At 46.9% G+C, this 16,196-nt stretch carries 13 protein-coding genes and 8 tRNA genes; 12 read left to right on the forward strand and 9 right to left on the reverse strand.

The annotated features are described in order from the left end of the window. The first annotated feature begins 247 nt into the window (after positions 1–247). Genes yfmF through KVG29_RS07905 form a run of 6 tightly spaced genes read left to right on the forward strand, consistent with a single transcriptional unit; the run spans position 248 to position 4,679 of the window. Positions 248–1,540 carry an EF-P 5-aminopentanol modification-associated protein YfmF gene (gene yfmF / locus KVG29_RS07880; protein WP_252227695.1) on the forward strand — a complete coding sequence of 431 codons (1,293 nt, stop codon included), beginning with the start codon at positions 248–250 and terminating at the stop codon, positions 1,538–1,540. Then, positions 1,524–2,810, forward strand: a complete 1,287-nt coding sequence (gene yfmH, locus KVG29_RS07885) for an EF-P 5-aminopentanol modification-associated protein YfmH (RefSeq protein WP_252227696.1) — start codon at positions 1,524–1,526, stop codon at positions 2,808–2,810. The genes yfmF and yfmH overlap by 17 nt, the downstream gene beginning before the upstream one ends. Positions 2,811–2,837: 27 nt before the next feature. After that, positions 2,838–3,761: a prolipoprotein diacylglyceryl transferase gene (lgt, locus tag KVG29_RS07890; protein WP_338084628.1), complete on the forward strand. Its 924-nt coding sequence runs from the start codon at positions 2,838–2,840 to the stop codon at positions 3,759–3,761. A gap of 2 nt (positions 3,762–3,763) precedes the next feature. Beyond that, positions 3,764–3,943, forward strand: a complete 180-nt coding sequence (locus KVG29_RS07895; RefSeq protein ID WP_252227697.1) for a hypothetical protein — start codon at positions 3,764–3,766, stop codon at positions 3,941–3,943. 21 nt (positions 3,944–3,964) lie between these two features. Continuing rightward, positions 3,965–4,267, forward strand: coding sequence for an MTH1187 family thiamine-binding protein (locus KVG29_RS07900; protein WP_252227698.1), 303 nt, complete (start codon positions 3,965–3,967; stop codon positions 4,265–4,267). Positions 4,268–4,298: 31 nt separating this feature from the next. Next, positions 4,299–4,679, forward strand: coding sequence for a phage holin family protein (locus KVG29_RS07905; RefSeq protein ID WP_252227699.1), 381 nt, complete (start codon positions 4,299–4,301; stop codon positions 4,677–4,679). A 320-nt stretch (positions 4,680–4,999) separates the two neighbouring features. On the opposite strand, the gene KVG29_RS07910 is transcribed toward KVG29_RS07905, so the two are convergent. The 8 genes from KVG29_RS07910 to KVG29_RS07945 all read right to left on the reverse strand — a co-directional run bounded on the left by KVG29_RS07910 (position 5,000) and on the right by KVG29_RS07945 (position 5,815). Next, positions 5,000–5,076 (reverse strand) — tRNA-Arg (locus KVG29_RS07910). A gap of 27 nt (positions 5,077–5,103) precedes the next feature. Further along, positions 5,104–5,178 (reverse strand) — tRNA-Gly (locus KVG29_RS07915). 4 nt (positions 5,179–5,182) lie between these two features. Beyond that, positions 5,183–5,268 (reverse strand) — tRNA-Leu (locus KVG29_RS07920). 120 nt (positions 5,269–5,388) lie between these two features. Beyond that, positions 5,389–5,464, reverse strand: a tRNA-Lys gene (locus KVG29_RS07925). A 6-nt stretch (positions 5,465–5,470) separates the two neighbouring features. Then, positions 5,471–5,545, reverse strand: a tRNA-Gln gene (locus KVG29_RS07930). Positions 5,546–5,562: 17 nt separating this feature from the next. Beyond that, positions 5,563–5,639, reverse strand: a tRNA-His gene (locus tag KVG29_RS07935). 18 nt (positions 5,640–5,657) lie between these two features. Next, a tRNA-Arg gene (locus KVG29_RS07940) sits at positions 5,658–5,734 on the reverse strand. Between the two features lie 7 nt (positions 5,735–5,741). Continuing rightward, positions 5,742–5,815: transfer RNA gene (locus tag KVG29_RS07945), tRNA-Gly, on the reverse strand. A 268-nt stretch (positions 5,816–6,083) separates the two neighbouring features. Here KVG29_RS07945 and KVG29_RS07950 point away from each other — a divergent pair. The 5 genes from KVG29_RS07950 to KVG29_RS07970 all read left to right on the forward strand — a co-directional run bounded on the left by KVG29_RS07950 (position 6,084) and on the right by KVG29_RS07970 (position 12,851). Next, positions 6,084–7,253 (forward strand): class I SAM-dependent rRNA methyltransferase, encoded by a 1,170-nt coding sequence (locus KVG29_RS07950; protein WP_252227700.1) that lies wholly within the window; start codon positions 6,084–6,086, stop codon positions 7,251–7,253. A gap of 203 nt (positions 7,254–7,456) precedes the next feature. Next, the gene (locus KVG29_RS07955) at positions 7,457–8,125 is read left to right on the forward strand and encodes a response regulator transcription factor (RefSeq protein ID WP_252227721.1); all 669 of its coding nucleotides are present in this window, start codon (positions 7,457–7,459) and stop codon (positions 8,123–8,125) included. 205 nt (positions 8,126–8,330) lie between these two features. After that, positions 8,331–9,335 carry a sensor histidine kinase gene (locus KVG29_RS07960; protein ID WP_252227701.1) on the forward strand — a complete coding sequence of 335 codons (1,005 nt, stop codon included), beginning with the start codon at positions 8,331–8,333 and terminating at the stop codon, positions 9,333–9,335. A 208-nt stretch (positions 9,336–9,543) separates the two neighbouring features. Further along, a complete protein-coding gene (locus KVG29_RS07965; RefSeq protein ID WP_025747162.1) occupies positions 9,544–10,227 on the forward strand; it encodes an ABC transporter ATP-binding protein in 684 nt (227 codons plus the stop codon). Next, positions 10,224–12,851: an ABC transporter permease gene (locus tag KVG29_RS07970; protein ID WP_252227702.1), complete on the forward strand. Its 2,628-nt coding sequence runs from the start codon at positions 10,224–10,226 to the stop codon at positions 12,849–12,851. The genes KVG29_RS07965 and KVG29_RS07970 overlap by 4 nt, the downstream gene beginning before the upstream one ends. 348 nt (positions 12,852–13,199) lie before the next feature. Here KVG29_RS07970 and KVG29_RS07975 read toward each other — a convergent pair whose 3' ends face one another. Then, positions 13,200–14,618, reverse strand: a complete 1,419-nt coding sequence (locus KVG29_RS07975; protein ID WP_252227703.1) for an NCS2 family permease — start codon at positions 14,616–14,618, stop codon at positions 13,200–13,202. Positions 14,619–14,972: 354 nt separating this feature from the next. Here KVG29_RS07975 and KVG29_RS07980 point away from each other — a divergent pair, with 354 nt between their 5' ends. Then, positions 14,973–16,127 carry an ABC transporter substrate-binding protein gene (locus tag KVG29_RS07980; RefSeq protein ID WP_252227704.1) on the forward strand — a complete coding sequence of 385 codons (1,155 nt, stop codon included), beginning with the start codon at positions 14,973–14,975 and terminating at the stop codon, positions 16,125–16,127. The last annotated feature ends 69 nt before the right edge of the window (positions 16,128–16,196 follow it).

Below are 16,196 nucleotides of genomic sequence, written 5' to 3' on the forward strand. Positions count from 1 at the left end.
GGTGGATATTTCGCATATTATTCGTGAAATCGGGCGCCTTTCAGCTTTGGCCCTTTCCCCAAAATGCCGGACCAAATTGTGGGGGCCTGGGCCTTGAAAAAAAGAAAATAACAAGGTATAGAAAAATTTTCCCTAAGAATAATAATTTTTAGAGGATTTTTGGAGATGAAAGCGAAAATATAAAAGTAAAAAGGTAAAATGGTGGTTTGCAGTTGCACGAATTTATGCCAAATCAGGAGGTAAATATATGCGCATTGAAAACATGGATATAGACAAGGGCGTGAAGCTGTGGGTTTTGCCGACCAAGAAGTTTAAAACCGTTACCATAAGCTTTTGCTTCCACAGGGACTTGGATGAGGATTATACCTACAACGCTTTAATCCCAGCAGTGCTAAAGCGAGGATGTGAAGGCTTTGAGACACTGAAGGACATTGAGCGGCACCTGGAGAGCCTGTACGGTGCCTTGTTCGATGTAGGAGTGCAAAAAAAGGGAGAAAGGCAGATACTCCGCTTTTCCATGGAAGTGGTAAATGACGATTACCTGGCAGAGCAGGGAATACTGGCACAGGCTTTTTATTTTTTAAACCGCGTGATAAATCGCCCTGTTTTAGAAGGCGGCGGTTTTAAAAAGAGCTATGTGGCTCAGGAGAAGGAAAACATGAAGAACAGGATCAAGTCGCTGGTCAACGACAAGATCCAGTACAGCCTGGAGAGATGTGCTCAGGAAATGTGCAAGGGTGAAAAGTACAGTAGATATGTGTTTGGCGATGTGAAGGAATTGGAGTCCATGGATGATGCCAAGCTGTACAAGGTATATCTCGATGTTGTACAGACCAGCCCTCTGGACGTATTCGTGGTCGGGGATGTGGACTCGGCCAAGGTCAGATTGCTGCTTGAACGCAGCCTTTCAATGGAAAGAAAGCAGGTAAAGACAATACCCAAGACCGCCTACAAAAAGCTGCAGGTAGCACCCAAGACTGTCACAGAGGAGATGGACGTGAATCAAGGCAAACTCACCATGGGCTTTAGAACCAATATAAGTGCCGCTGACAAGGAGTATTTTCCGCTGCTGGTATACAGCAGCATTTTGGGCGGTGGGCCGCATTCCAAGCTGTTTATCAATGTCAGGGAAAAGGCCAGTTTGGCTTATTACGCCTTTGCCAGGCTGGAAAAGTTTAAAGGGCTTATGTTTGTGGGAGCTGGCATTGATGTGGACAAGTATCAGCAGACGGTAGACATAATTATGGAACAGCTGAATGCCATGGCAAACGGCCAGATCACGCAGCATGAATTTGAGGGGGCCATCAATGCCATGGTTACTTCGCTGAAAGGCAGCATGGACCAGCCGTCACAGCTCATCGATTATTATCTTGGCAACAGCGTGATGGATTCAGAAGTTACGCTGGAAGAGTTGATAGAAAAAATAAAGGGTGTTACCATGGATCAAGTGGTGGAAGTCTCCAATAAGGTCAAGTTGGATACCATATATTTTTTGAGAAATAGAAAGAGGGGTTATGTTGTCCATGAAAAAGGAAATTAAAAGCGATCTATTAAACGAAAAGCTGATACATGCAAAGCTAAAAAACGGATTAAATGTATACGTGCTGCCCAAGGAGGGCTATCAAAAGCAGTTTGCCATTTATGCCACCAATTATGGCTCCAATGATAATCAGTTTGTGGTGCCCGGGGAGGAACAGCCCACAAAGGTGCCCGAGGGCATCGCACATTTTCTGGAGCACAAGCTGTTTGAGCAGGAGGAAGGAAGCGTATTTGACGTTTTTTCAAAGCTGGGGGCCAGTCCCAATGCTTTTACCAGCTTTAACACGACAGCCTACCACTTTACATCTACTGGGAACTTTTATGAGTGCCTGGATGTGCTTCTCAATTTTGTGGGCACCCCTTATTTTACTGACCAGACGGTAGAAAAGGAAAAGGGCATTATTACTCAGGAAATAGTCATGTATCAGGATGATCCCAGCTGGCGCGTGTACTTCAACCTGCTAAAAGGGCTGTACCAGAACCATCCCGTAAAAAACGACATTGCCGGTACAGTGGAATCCATTCAGAGAATAACCAAGGAAATGCTGTATAAATGCTATGAGACTTTTTACCATCCCTCCAACATGGTTTTATTTGTAACAGGGGATGTTGATGCTGATAGAGTTATACAGCAGGTGGAGCGCCATTTTAAGGATAAAAATGTGTCAAAACAGGGCGAAATAAAGAGGATATATCCTAATGAGCCTCCCGCGGTGGCCAGCCAGATGGTGAAGGATAAGTTGCCGGTACCCCGGCCGCTGTTTATGTTGGGGTTCAAAGATACCCAGGTGGGACAGGGGGGTCAGGCTTTGCTCGATAAGATGATACTCAACGACATCATGCTGGATATGCTGGTGGGCCAAAGCTCCGACCTTTACAGCAAACTGTATGAGGAAGGATTGATTGACCTGTCCTTCAGTGCCGAGTATACCGGCGAGAAGGATTACGGGCATATAATAATGGGCGGTGAGTCACAAAATCCAGAAAAGGTTGTGGACATGGTTTACCGGGAGATAGAGAGGCTAAAGCAGGAACCCTGGGATGTGGAGTATTTCTCCCGGATCAAGAAAAAGAAGATTGGGGAGTATATAAGGATGTTCAACTCGCTTGAGACCATTGGCGTGCAGTTTGTGTCCTTGATTTTCAAGGAAATAGGGCTGTTTAATTACATTGAGAGGCTGATGCAGATAAATTATGAGCAGCTAAAAGGCCACTTCAACGGATTTTTTGAAAATTACCAAAGCAGCGTATCCATAATACTGCCGAATTAGAAAATTTTTAGGTAAGGGGGAAGTTTTATGTGGCCGGATCCGGTGGCATTTGAGATTTTTGGACGCCCTGTGTACTGGTACGGTATACTCATTGCAACAGGGGTGCTTATAGGGATTTACCTGGCGATGGGATATGCCAAGAGGCTTAAGTTTGACCCAGAGATGATTCTGGACTTTGCCCTTCTGGCCATCCCGTTTGCCATTGTAGGCGCAAGGCTGTATTATGTGGTCTTTCAATGGGAGATCTATAAGCACAATCCGATAGATATGTTTAAAATCTGGGAAGGCGGTCTTGCCATATACGGTGCGGTGATAGGCGGCATCGTGGCGGCTGTGATATTCTCGCGGTGGCGCAAGGTCAATTTCTGGGACCTGGCGGATATTGTAGCGCCCAGCCTTATACTCGGTCAGGCAATTGGCAGGTGGGGAAATTTCTTCAACCAGGAAGCCTACGGCAGACTAGTGACCGATAAGGCCTGGCAGTGGTTTCCGTTTGCCGTATACATAGAGGCAAAGAGAGAATGGCACATGGCTACTTTTTTCTATGAATCTATGTGGAATTTGCTGGTATTCATCTTTTTGATGTATTACAGGAAGCGGAGGAAAAGGCCGGGGGACATATTTCTACTGTATCTGCTTCTCTATTCGTGTGGGCGTATCGTAATTGAAGGGCTTCGTACCGATAGCCTATACTGGGGGCCGTTCAGGGTTTCACAGCTGCTGGCGGGTTTGCTTATAGCCTTTTCCATTATAATGCTTGTGGTCAGGCGAAGGAGGGTTGAGCCTGCTGCCGAACAGGGCGCTTTATCGGGTGATGATGAAAGGCTAGTGCAGATAGGCGAAAAAGAGGGAGAGCATAGAGAGCAAGAAAATCAGGGTATAAAAGAAGACGATTTACAGGATACGGGGCAAAAACCCGATTCGGACAGCTCCGATACTGCCGGGCAATGATAGTGGAACATCATGCCCTGTGCCCGACGCTTAAACAAGGTAGCTTTAAACTGCAAATTAAAAGTGCAAACCAGCAATTATGGCGCGATTTAAGTGCAGGTAAAAAGAGAGGAAGTAGCTCCTCTCTTTTTATTATTAAAGATGGGATGAAAAATAATAAAGTCGGAAAAAATAACGGATAGAAAACTGTTGGAGGTGAGAAAATGCCGGTGTTGGACATCAGCATAGTACCGGTTGGCACTGGTCAGCCCAGTTTTAGCAGCTATGTGGCTGAGGCCTGCAGGCTTATAGAGCAGCATGGGCTCAAATATCAGATTACGCCTACTGGTACGGTGATAGAGGGCAATCTTGACCAATTGATGAACGTGGCTCGACAGATTCACAGTATCCCGTTTCAAATGGGAGCCGAACGGGTTATTACCAGTATGACAATTGATGAGCGCCATGACCGGCCAATGGATATGGAAAGGCAAGTGCAATCGGTCAAGCGCAATATGAGTCAATAAATAATTTAATCATGAAAGGAGAAGTGAGGATATGGCAGAAGGAATTGAAAATAGGCAGAGTGAAAGGAACGAAGGCGGCAGAAGCTGGTTAGGCATAATCATCCGCTTTGTAGTTGCCGCTGTGGTGCTGATGGTGACAGCGCTGCTGACCCCTGGTTTTTCCAATATGGGGTTTGGCACAGCGTTGCTGGCCGCGGTTGTAATTGCAGCGTTGGATTACGTGATACAAAAGCTGTTTAAGATCGATGCTTCACCCTTTGGACGGGGCATAACGGGATTTTTATTGTCGGCATTGATTATCTACTTGACGCAGTTTATCGTGCCGGGAATGCAGATCAATGTATTCGGCGCTATTGTGGCGGCTTTGATCATAGGGATTATTGACGCCATTATCCCTACACACGTTATGTGATTTGGAAGCGAAAGGAGCACAACAAAAGGGACTTTTCCCCAAGCAGATGTACTTTGGGAAAAAGTCCCTTTTGTGTTAATCAAGTCGGAAGGCTTTTATGTCTATCCCTTTTGTTTTTTTCCGTCCCATGAAGCGATTCCTTTATCCAGCATTTCCTCTATTCCTTGCGGCAATGGGGTATCTACCGGTACCAGTTTTGCGATAGGCTTTCCTCTATCGGTAACTTGTATTGTTTTACCGTTTTTGACCAATTTTAGAACTTGGTGAAAACAGAACATAATAAAAATTAAAACCCTGTAACGCTTGATGTTACAGGGCTCTGGTGCGCCCAGCAGGATTCGAACCTGCGACCTCCAGATTCGAAGTCTGTCACTCTATCCAGCTGAGCTATGGGCGCGTAGTTTTAATTTTTGTCAAAAATAAATGGAGCGGCAGACGGGATTCGAACCCGCGACATTCGCCTTGGCAAGGCGACGCTCTACCACTGAGCCACTGCCGCATGATGGTGCGGGCGAGAGGACTTGAACCTCCACGGATACCTTCCACTAGATCCTAAGTCTAGCGCGTCTGCCAATTCCGCCACGCCCGCTCTCTATATATGCCGACTTTTAATCTCTTCATTCAAAAGTTAAAGTTCAAAGTGTTACTTGAACAACCACACCCCAAACGGCATTATTTATGACTTTAATAAATAGTCGATGATTTAGAATGGTGACCCATCGGCGATTCGAACGCCGGACACCTGGATTAAAAGTCCAGTGCTCTACCACCTGAGCTAATGGGTCACGTTGTGGCTGGGGCGGCAGGATTCGAACCTACGAATGCGGGAGTCAAAGTCCCGTGCCTTACCGCTTGGCTACGCCCCAACGCTATAAAAATAAATTGGGGTGGATAGTGGGATTCGAACCCACGACCTCCAGAGCCACAATCTGGCGCTCTAACCATCTGAGCTATACCCACCGTAATTTTCTCTCAATATGGCGCGCCTGAAGGGATTCGAACCCCTGACCTACGGATTAGAAGTCCGTTGCTCTATCCAGCTGAGCTACAGGCGCACATTAATGGAGCGGGTGATGGGAATCGAACCCACGCCGCCAGCTTGGAAGGCTGGAGTTCTACCATTGAACTACACCCGCATCACAATCTGAGCTCTTTATTTATTATTTCCTAACGGCAAAATATATTTTAACCTGTAGCGTGGGTTTTGTCAACATGCTTTTTTTATTTTTGTGCTATTATTCTGGCAAAACGCCATACATAAGGGAAGGAAAATTCAAGACCTCTAAAAGAAATTCTTCTATGATATGGACATGAATAGCAAAAAATATGATAGAATATTTCAGTACGGGCCAAGCTGTAGAGATTGACCAGACTAAACGTTGGTTTTGAGGAGGGCAGTATTGAATGGCAAAAGCTTATATATTGAAAAACAGGGAAAGGCGAACTCTGTACGGTCATCCCTGGATATTTAAAAGCGACATAGAGCGAATCGAAGGGGATTGCAAGCCTGGGGATGTTGTGGACGTGTACTCATACAGAGGGAAGTTTCTGGGTAGAGGCTACTACAATCCCAGATCCCAGATTGCCATACGGCTGTTGACGCGGGAACAGGAGGATATCAATGCCGACTTTTTCTACAGGCGAATACGCAGTGCCTGGGAATATAGAAAGCAGTTTGCAGATTTGAACAGCTGCAGAGTGGTTTTTGCCGAGTCGGATTTCCTTCCCGCCCTTATAGTAGACAAGTTTTCAAATTATCTTGTGATGCAGACCCTGGCGCTGGGCATTGACAGGTACAAGTATCTCCTGGCAGATATACTGGACGATATCATAAAACCCGATGGGATCTATGAGAGAAACGATGTGCCGGTGAGGGAACTTGAAGGCCTTGACCAGAGAAAGGGATACATTAAAGGGGAGTTTGATACAAACGTCGTCATGGTGGAAAACGGCATAAAATTCCTTGTTGATGTTGCAAATGGCCAGAAGACGGGTTATTTCCTTGACCAGAAGGAAAACAGAGCCGCTATACAACCCTTTGTGAAGGGAGCCAAGGTGCTGGATTGTTTTACCCATACGGGGGCGTTTGCTTTGCACGCGGTGCATTACGGGGCAGCCGGCGTTCTGGGCATTGATATTTCGGAGCACGCCGTGGAGTTTGCGAGGAAGAATGCCGCCTTAAACGGATATGAAGATGTGTGCCAATTTGAAGTGGGCAACGCATTCGATGTTTTGAGGAAATACCACAAGGAAAAGAACACCTTCGATGTGGTTATACTTGACCCGCCGGCCTTTACAAAGTCCCGCGATACCGTCGAAAACGCCATAAGGGGATACAAGGAGATAAACTTAAGGGCTATGAAGATAATCAGGCCGGGTGGGTATTTGATAACCTGTTCTTGTTCGCAGCACATAGAGCCAGAGCTGTTTATGGATATCCTGTATACCGCTGCCATTGACGCCAAAAGGGATGTCAGGGTGGTAGAAAGGCGTTCTCAGGCAAAGGACCATCCGGTGCTGCTGGCATCCAAGGAGACCGAGTATTTAAAATGCGTGATTTTGCAGGTATGCTGACAATAGTGTTGAGGTCACCTATAGCCTACCATTTGAAAAGCGCACTTTGGCATGATAACATATCTTTAAAGAGCTTTTTAAAGAATTTTTCGAGGAATGGTGAAGTTACAGCAGCTTTTTGGGAGAGACAGTCTGATGGAGGGGAGGTAAGGGCGTCCCACTGTCCATAACGAGTGAGGTGGGCACCTGTACATCGGGTCATGATGAAACTGATGTTGGTGGAAGACGATGAGGCCATTGCGGTGGGGCTAGAGTATTCCCTGTCTCAAGAGGGTTTTGAAGTCACAACCTGCTATAATGCCGCATCGGCTCTGGAAAGAATAGCGTCCGAGGACTTTGATTTTGCCATCATCGACATATCCCTTCCCGACGGCAATGGATTTGATGTGTGCAAAAAGCTTAAGGAAAAAGGGGATACACCGGTGATATTTCTGACCGCCCGGGATGATGAGGGCAGCGTGGTCATGGGTCTCGACATAGGGGCCGACGACTACATCACAAAGCCGTTTAGGCTGAGAGAGCTTCACTCCCGAATTCGGGCTGTACTCCGCAGGGCAAACAAGGCCGGCGAAGACCACATTATTAGCATTGGCAGCTTAACCGTCAACCTCGCTGAAGGCAAAGTAAAGAAGGACGGCAGAGAAGTGTTTTTGACAGCCCTGGAATACCGCCTTCTGCTCACGCTGATCAGCAACAGGGGGCGGGTGCTGACCCGGGATCAGCTGCTCCAAAGCATCTGGGATGTGTCGGGTGACTTTGTCAATGACAATACCCTCACCGTCTACATTAAACGACTGAGGGAAAAGATAGAGGATGACCCTCAGAATCCCACTATCATAAAAACGGTGCGGGGGATAGGATACCGTATATAGCGGCTGGGGCATGAAGTCGCTAGTCAAAGTATTTTCCTATAAAATTGCCAAGGGTATTAATGCGTTTTGTTGCATTAAAAGATGATATCCATTTTCATTATTTTAAATTGCTATCACTATACGTACTCTCAAATTGGTGAACCATGACAGGGTTTTAGAAAAATGATTAACGGTTTTGATTTCCTAATATCAGGAGGATTTGGAAGTGTCTTTATGGAGAAATAGGGAAATAAAGAGGTTTGCCGTGGCAGTTTCCGTTTTGAGCACTGTTTTGGTTATTATAGGTTTTTCAAGCAGCAGGGAAGCCGGAATCCTCGTTTTGATTACGGCTTTTTTGTTGTGTTCGACGTTTTTTGCTTTCACGGCCTACCGCTACATGCAGATAAGGAAGCTATCCGATTATTTAAGGCGGATTTGTGCGGGCGAGCATTCCCTTGACATACGCGACAATGTCGAAGGGGAGCTGAGCATTTTAAAGAATGAGATATACAAGGTGACCTTGATGCTTTCGGAGTACAACAATCAGCTGCAGCGTGAGAAATTGCGCCTGTCGGAGCACATGGCTGACATATCGCATCAACTCAAAACACCCCTCACTTCCATGATGGTCATGGTTGAACTGCTGGGCAATGAGGACTTGCCGCCCGAAAAGCGCAGGGAATTCACTGCCCGCATCTCCTCCCAATTAAAGCGCATAGAATGGCTGGTCTCCTCACTGCTTAAGATGGCCAGGCTGGATGCCGGCGTGGTGAAGATGAAGCGAGAGAGGGTTAAGGTGCGCACCCTCATAGAAAACGCTTTAAAACCCCTCCTCATACCCATGGAAGTGAAAGGCATCACTTGTACCGTTACAGGGCAGAATGAAACTTTAACGTGTGACCTGCAATGGACTACCGAGGCAATTATAAACATCTTGAAGAACTGCATAGAGCACGCTCCAGAGAATGGCAAAATCGAAATTGTCGCACAGGACAACCCGCTTTACTTTGAAATCCGTATATCCGATAACGGGCCGGGCATCAGCAAAGAGGACCTGCCCCACATATTTACCCGCTTTTACAGGGGCAAAAACGCATCCCCCGACAGCGTTGGAATCGGCCTTGCCATGGCCAGAAGCATAATCAAGGAGCAAAACGGGGATATCACGGTGGAAAGCCGGGAAGGTAAAGGGACCACTTTCTTCATTCGCCTGTATAAAGCGGTTGTATGAAGGGGTTTTGTTGAAGAGACGAAACGATGTATAAGCTTTCCGATTTCCAGCAAGTTCTTTGGTTTTGCAGTTTCAATATTTCAATTTCTGTGCCTCACGTTTCAGAGCGTGGTAAAAGTGACAAAACTGTCACAGAGTAGGTCACTCGAATGTCACCCGGCTGTGGTAGACTCGTTTTCGAAAATTAAAAATGCTCTGGAGGTGCTATATGGAGATACTACGGGTTGAAAATCTCACAAAGGTATACGGCAAGGGGGAGACGGCGGTCACCGCTCTGGACAACGTCTCCTTTTCGGTGGAGAAGGGCGAGTTTGTGGCCATTGTCGGGCCGTCAGGGTCGGGCAAGTCGACGCTGCTGCACATACTGGGCGGTGTGGATTTTCCCACCTCGGGCAAGGTATACATTGACGGCACCGACATCTACAGCCTGGACAGGTCAAGGCTTGCCATTTTCAGGCGCAGGCAGATCGGCTTGATCTATCAGTTCTACAATCTGATTCCCGTGCTCGATGTGGAGGAAAACATAATGCTGCCTCTGCTGCTCGACGGCAGGAAGGAAGATAAGGCACGCTTGAATGAGCTGCTTACCACTCTGGGTCTTAAGGACAGGGCAAAGCATTTGCCAAACCAGCTGTCGGGCGGGCAGCAGCAGAGGGTGGCCATAGGCCGCGCTCTCATAACCAATCCCGCTTTGATACTGGCGGATGAGCCTACCGGCAACCTGGACAGCAAAAACAGCGCCGAAATCATCGAACTGCTCAAGCTGTACAATCAGAAGTACAACCAGACCCTCATAATCGTCACTCATGACGAGAGGATTGCGCTGCAGGCAAGCCGCATCATCAGCCTCGAGGATGGCAGGATCGTAAGTGATGAGGTGATCAGGCCATGAACGTCATGAACAGGGTTACGCTGGCAACGCTGAAGAGGAGCAAAACCCGCACCATCGTCACCATCATCGGCATCATTCTGTCCACTGCCATGATAGCTGCCGTGACCACTTTTATATCCAGCTTTCAAAATTTCCTGATTAACTATACAAAGGCCGATACGGGAGACTGGCACGCAGTTCTTTACGACGCTGACCTTGATACAATTGAGAGCATTAGCCAAAACCGGGAGGTACAGGAGGTTGCTGTAACCAAAGGGATAGGCTATGCGCTGCTCGAGGGCGGTTTGAACGAGTATAAGCCCTATCTGTATGTGCTTGGGTTTGATGAAAAGGCATTTGAGATGCTGTCTATATATTTAAAAAGCGGCAGGCTTCCACAGAATGAAAACGAGGTTGTCGTGCCCTATCACGTATTCACCAACGGCGGCGTGCAGTATAAGGTAGGCGATACCATTGAGCTCGACATTGGCTACCGGGTTTTAGACGATGGTACCGTCCTGGGGCAGAAGGATTATTACAGGCATGAGGAGGACGGCGCATCGGAGAAGCTGGTGGTCACAGGTACCAGGACGTATAAGGTGGTGGGGATATGTGAAAGGCCGTCCTTTGCAATAGAGGAGTTCTCTGCACCAGGATATACCCTTATCACCGTCCTTGATAAAGATAAGCTGGGGGAGAATGACACGGCCGATGTGTATATAAAGCTTAAGAATCCCCGAAGGGTATACGACATATATGACAACCTTGGCATGGATAAGCTGCAGTACAAAGATTATGAATACAATGACGACTTGCTCAGGTTTATGGGCATAAGTCAGAACGACAATTTTATGGCTGTTTTGTACAGCCTTGCGGCCATACTGATTGCCCTGATCATGGCCGGCTCGGTGTCGTTCATCTACAACTCGTTTTCCATTTCGGTCAGCGAGCGCAAGAAGTACTTTGGCCTGCTATCCAGCATCGGCGCTACGGCTCAGCAGCTTAGGCATTCGGTGTTTTTTGAGGCCATTGTGTTGGCAGCTATAGGCATACCCGTAGGTGTATTATCGGGCATCGCCGGCATAGGCGTTACGCTGCATTTCTTGAAGGATATGTTCGCCAGCATCATGGCTCTGGGTGACCGTGTATCTATGACGCTGTCGGTGTCCATCCCCTCCGTGATAGCGGCGGTGATTTTGGCTCTGGTTACCATACTGATATCGGCCTATATACCGGCATGGCGCAGCGGAAAGATATCGCCAATTGATGCCATCAGGCAGACGACTGACATCAAGCTCACTGCGCGGCAGGTCAGGACATGGCGCTTGACACGCAAGCTGTTCGGCATGGAAGGAGATCTGGCACTGAAAAATTTAAAGAGGAGCCGCAAGCGTTACCGCAGTACTGTGGTCTCGCTGTTCATGAGCATAGTCCTGTTCGTATCGGCCTCGTCCTTTTCGATGTATCTTATGGACAGCGTTTCCAATGTATATCAGAATGTGGATTATGACCTGTATTACTTTACCAACGAAAGAGGCGATTTGAAGGATTCCACTATTAAGGTTTACAGGGATATCGTTTTGCTGGACAGCATAGAACAGGGCTCCATTGTGAGGACGCTTTATGCCAATACCAGAGTTTCAAAGGAGTACCTCAACCAATCGTTTTATGACGGGATTATAAGCAGGGGATTTATCTCCGGTGGAGAAGATGCTCCTGTGACGGTGAATATATACAGCGTTGATCACGATACCTTTAAATACTATGTCCACCAGCTGGGGCTTGATGAATCGCGCTTTACAAACCCCGATTCTCCCGCCGGGATTGCAATAGATTACCAGCACTATTATGATGACCAGCAAAAGAGGTTTATAAATTCCAGCATATTTAGCAGCAAAAAGCCCGAGAGCATAGCCTTGACTGTTGTTCATCGGGAAGATGGTGAAAGGCAATTTGAGGAGGATATCCAACTTGTCGCCTTTGCCAATGAAGCTCCGTTCGGGGTGCCGGATTATGCTCCCTCCTTTAATTCAATCCTTGTGGTGGTCAGCGATGAAATAAGAAAGGCCATTTTTGATGGTGACGAGAAAATCTGGAACCCTGCATATATGAATTTTGATGCCGTAGATCCCTTTGAAGCCGAGCAGGACATAATGGATATACTTGTGGATGCGGGTCTTCCAACGAACAACCTGCATAATATAGCAAGGAATATACAGAACAGCCGCAATATCGTCACCATCATATCGGTGTTCTCCTACGGGTTTATAATACTCATTTCCCTCATAAGCATTGCAAACGTGTTTAATACCATCTCCACCAATATTAACTTAAGGAGAATAGAGTTTGCAATGCTGAAATCGGTGGGCATGACTGACAGCAGCTTCAACAGGATGCTGAACTATGAGTGTATATTTTACGGACTTAAAGCCTTACTTTACGGGCTGCCGGTTTCTGTGCTGACCACCTACCTCATCCATATCAGCATACGGCAGGGGGTTGAAATGCCGTTCCGCTTGCCGACAGGCAGCATAGTGGTCAGCGTCTTGAGCGTGTTTTTCGTGGTCTTTGCCAGCATGGTGTATTCCATGAGGAAGATACGGCATGAGAACATCATGGACGCCATAAAGAGCGAGAGCATATAGGAGCATCTAGGAGCATATTTAGAGATAGGGCGAGTTGTAGAAGCTTTGTATATGGTGATGGTGACAGGATATTGGTGATGGGACACGGTAACTCTCGATGTTGACATTAGGCTTTGCTTTTAACCCGAAAAGGTCTTGTAAAGCATTATATTCGCCCCAAATATTCGGTGCTTAAAATTGATTACGTAATAAAAAAGACGCCGGCTTGTCTGTAAGGCCGGCGTCTTTTGTTGCATAATTACGCAGAATCAATGCTGATTTTTATGTTATGCGGGATGAATTTGATTTGAAAACAACATTAGTGAGAAAAACTCTAGCAGTTATGTTTTAAGTATTTGCTGTTTATTTTTAAATAATGGCAAGTATGACGAAGTTCAGTATAAACAGCAGCGTTGCTACTATCAATATTGGATGTACGTCTTTCAGTTGTCCCTTGCACATTTTAACTACTAAATAGAATATAAACCCTGCTGCGATGCCGTATGAAATGCTGTAGCAAAGGGCCATGAACACGCCTGCGAAGAAAGCGGGTATTGCCTCGTTTAAATCATCCCACTTGATCTCTTTGAAGGATGACATCATCATGATGCCAACCGCAATGAGCGCCGGTGCAGTTGCTGCTGCAGGTACCAGACCGGCTACGGGTGCCAGGAAAACGCAGGCCAGCATCAGCAATGCTGTGACAACACTGGTTAAACCGGTGCGACCACCAACTCCTATGCCGGCAGCGCTTTCAATATAGGTTGTGGTGTTGGATGTGCCGAACAGTGATCCAATTGAAGTGGCAATTGCGTCGGCAAACAAGGCCTTGTCCATCTTGGATTTGAAGCCGCTGCTGCTTTCCATAAGCCGTATATCCTCTGCGCTGAATATGCCGCTTTGACGGCCTGTGCCTATAAATGTACCGATGGTGTCAAAGGTGTCTGCAAGGCTGAAGGCAAATATGGTCATCAGCACTAGGGGGATCTTTTCCGGGTCAGCAAACAAAGAACCCATTCCTTCCGGCCCAAGGGCCGCACCAAAGGTGGTGCCCAGCTCAGCAAATGCCGAACCAAGCCCGGTGGTGGTTCCAACCTTGGAAACATCAACCACTCCCATGGGTATGCCGATGATGGTGGTGGCGATAATACCAAGCAAAATAGCCCCTCTTACCTTGAAGACGAGCAGGATAAATGTCAACACGATACCTATGATGGCAAGAAGGACCGTTGGGTCATTCAAAGTCACGAGAGCAGGCACAGCGCTTGAGTCGCTTATGACGGTACCGCTTTCCAGGATGACGTGGTGGCCGGGGTCCGAGGTAAAGTTCAAAAGCCCGGCGTTCTTAATTCCTATATAAGCTATAAAGATGCCGATGCCGCCGCCTATAGCGTTTTGCAGGCTGACGGGAATCGCTTTAATGATGGATTTGCGAATTTTGGTTACGGTGATGAAGATGTTGATAAGGCCGCATATGAAGACCATGGCCAGCGCCTGTTTCCAGCTGAATCCCAGCCCCAGACACACGGTGTAGGTAAAGAATGCGTTTAGCCCCATGCCGGGAGCCTGGGCATAAGGTACGTTGGCGAGAAGTCCCATGACCAGAGTACCCACTACCGAGGCGATGATTGTGGCCAGGAACACCGCTCCCCACGGCATGCCTGTTTGTGACAGGATAGCCGGATTGACGAAGATGATGTACGACATCGCAAAGAAGGTGGTAAGTCCAGCCAGGATTTCAGTCGATACCTTGGAGCCGTTTTCGCTGATTTTGAAGAATCTGTCCATCAAAAAACCTCCTCTTCAAAAAATAATCGAACGATTAGTTATAATTTTGTAAAAAACTTATGGAACTCTGCGATTCAATTATGACAATAATGTATTTTATATTCATATAATACCGTATATTCTTCAAAAATGCAAACGAAATTTGCAAAATTTTTTTGGTTTGATGTGTAAAAAATGCGCTATAAAAAGTGGTTATAAGGATGGGCTTATAAATTTTCATTTTTGTTGATTGTGGGCGTGTGAAGCGCTGTAATAAATAAATGTAATGACGATGAAACTAGGCATTTGGCTATTGACACGGTATCAACCGTTATATTATAGTATTATTTATAAAAATACAGAGGGGTGAATGGGATGAAGAAATACAGCATAATTTTCACGTTGGTCATTTCCATGTTAGTGTTTGCTGGTTGTTCTCAAACGGCGTCCACCAACCAGGATGTCATCAAGATAGGCGTTAACTACGAGTTGTCCGGCGGCGTTGCGACATATGGCCAGAGCTCTGTAGAGGGCATAGAGCTGGCTGTTGAGCAGATTAACCAGGCTGGCGGCATAAACGGTAAGAAGATTCAGCTTGTTAAATATGACAACAAATCCGAACCTTCTGAAGCCACTACCCTGGCCACCAGGTTGATGACTCAGGATAAAGTGGTGGCTATACTGGGACCCGCCACGTCGGGAGCTTTTATGGCGACCATTCCGGTGGCAAACCAGAACAAGGTGCCGGTAATCTCGGGTTCGGCTACAGCTGACAACGTAACAGTAGATGATAAGGGCGTAAAGGAATATGCCTTCCGCATCTGCTTTACCGATTCACAGCAGGGCAGCGCAGCAGCCAAGTTTGCCTTAGAAAATCTTTCTACTAAGAAGGCTGTTATAATCATGGATAGCTCGAGCGACTATGCCAAAGGCCTTGCAGAGACGTTTACTTCAACCTTTGAGGCCGGCGGCGGCACAGTAGTTGCCCAGGAAGCCTACATGGCAGGTGATACCGACTTCAACGCTGTGTTGACCAGCATAAAGGGCAAGGATTTTGATGTGATATTCATTCCAGGTTATTACAACGAAGCAGGGTTAATCATCAAGCAGGCCCGTGCGCAGGGCATCGATGTCCCAATACTTGGAGCCGACGGTTTTGACTCGCCCAAGTTGGCCGAGCTGGCCGGTGCACAGGCGCTCAACAAGGTTTACTTTACCAATCACTACTCGTCGGTAGATTCAAGTCCCGTGGTGGCAGAGTTTGTTAAGGCCTTCAAAGCCAAGTACAACAAAGAGCCGGATGCGTTTAACGCATTAGGATACGACCTGGCCAAATTTGTGGCTGACGCTTTGAGCCGGGCGGAGAAGATCGATGGAGAATCTCTGAAGAAGGCTCTGGAGGCAACTAAGGATTTTAAGGGTGTGACCGGGACGATGAGCGTGGACGAGAATCATAACGTTGTGAAAGATATAATCGTCATCGAATTGAAGGATGGGAAACAGTACAAGACTTATAGGGTTACAAATTAAAGAGTTTTATTTGAATTGAATGCCATATTTGGAGTGTATCATCATGCATATAAGTGAGGGCGCTTGCTG

The sequence above is a fragment of the Caldicoprobacter algeriensis genome (genome assembly GCF_023838525.1).
GTDB classification, from domain to species: Bacteria; Bacillota; Clostridia; order Caldicoprobacterales; family Caldicoprobacteraceae; genus Caldicoprobacter; species Caldicoprobacter algeriensis.

Coding starts and splice junctions, on each gene's coding strand:
- KVG29_RS07970 (WP_252227702.1), top strand. CDS start 10,224: ATGAACGTCATGAACAGGGTTACGCTGGCAACGCTGAAGAGGAGCAAA.
- KVG29_RS07905 (WP_252227699.1), top strand. CDS start 4,299: ATGGCAGAAGGAATTGAAAATAGGCAGAGTGAAAGGAACGAAGGCGGC.
- KVG29_RS07955 (WP_252227721.1), top strand. CDS start 7,457: ATGAAACTGATGTTGGTGGAAGACGATGAGGCCATTGCGGTGGGGCTA.
- KVG29_RS07975 (WP_252227703.1), bottom strand. CDS start 14,618: ATGGACAGATTCTTCAAAATCAGCGAAAACGGCTCCAAGGTATCGACT.
- yfmF (WP_252227695.1), top strand. CDS start 248: ATGCGCATTGAAAACATGGATATAGACAAGGGCGTGAAGCTGTGGGTT.
- KVG29_RS07980 (WP_252227704.1), top strand. CDS start 14,973: ATGAAGAAATACAGCATAATTTTCACGTTGGTCATTTCCATGTTAGTG.
- KVG29_RS07950 (WP_252227700.1), top strand. CDS start 6,084: ATGGCAAAAGCTTATATATTGAAAAACAGGGAAAGGCGAACTCTGTAC.
- KVG29_RS07965 (WP_025747162.1), top strand. CDS start 9,544: ATGGAGATACTACGGGTTGAAAATCTCACAAAGGTATACGGCAAGGGG.
- lgt (WP_338084628.1), top strand. CDS start 2,838: ATGTGGCCGGATCCGGTGGCATTTGAGATTTTTGGACGCCCTGTGTAC.
- yfmH (WP_252227696.1), top strand. CDS start 1,524: ATGAAAAAGGAAATTAAAAGCGATCTATTAAACGAAAAGCTGATACAT.
- KVG29_RS07900 (WP_252227698.1), top strand. CDS start 3,965: ATGCCGGTGTTGGACATCAGCATAGTACCGGTTGGCACTGGTCAGCCC.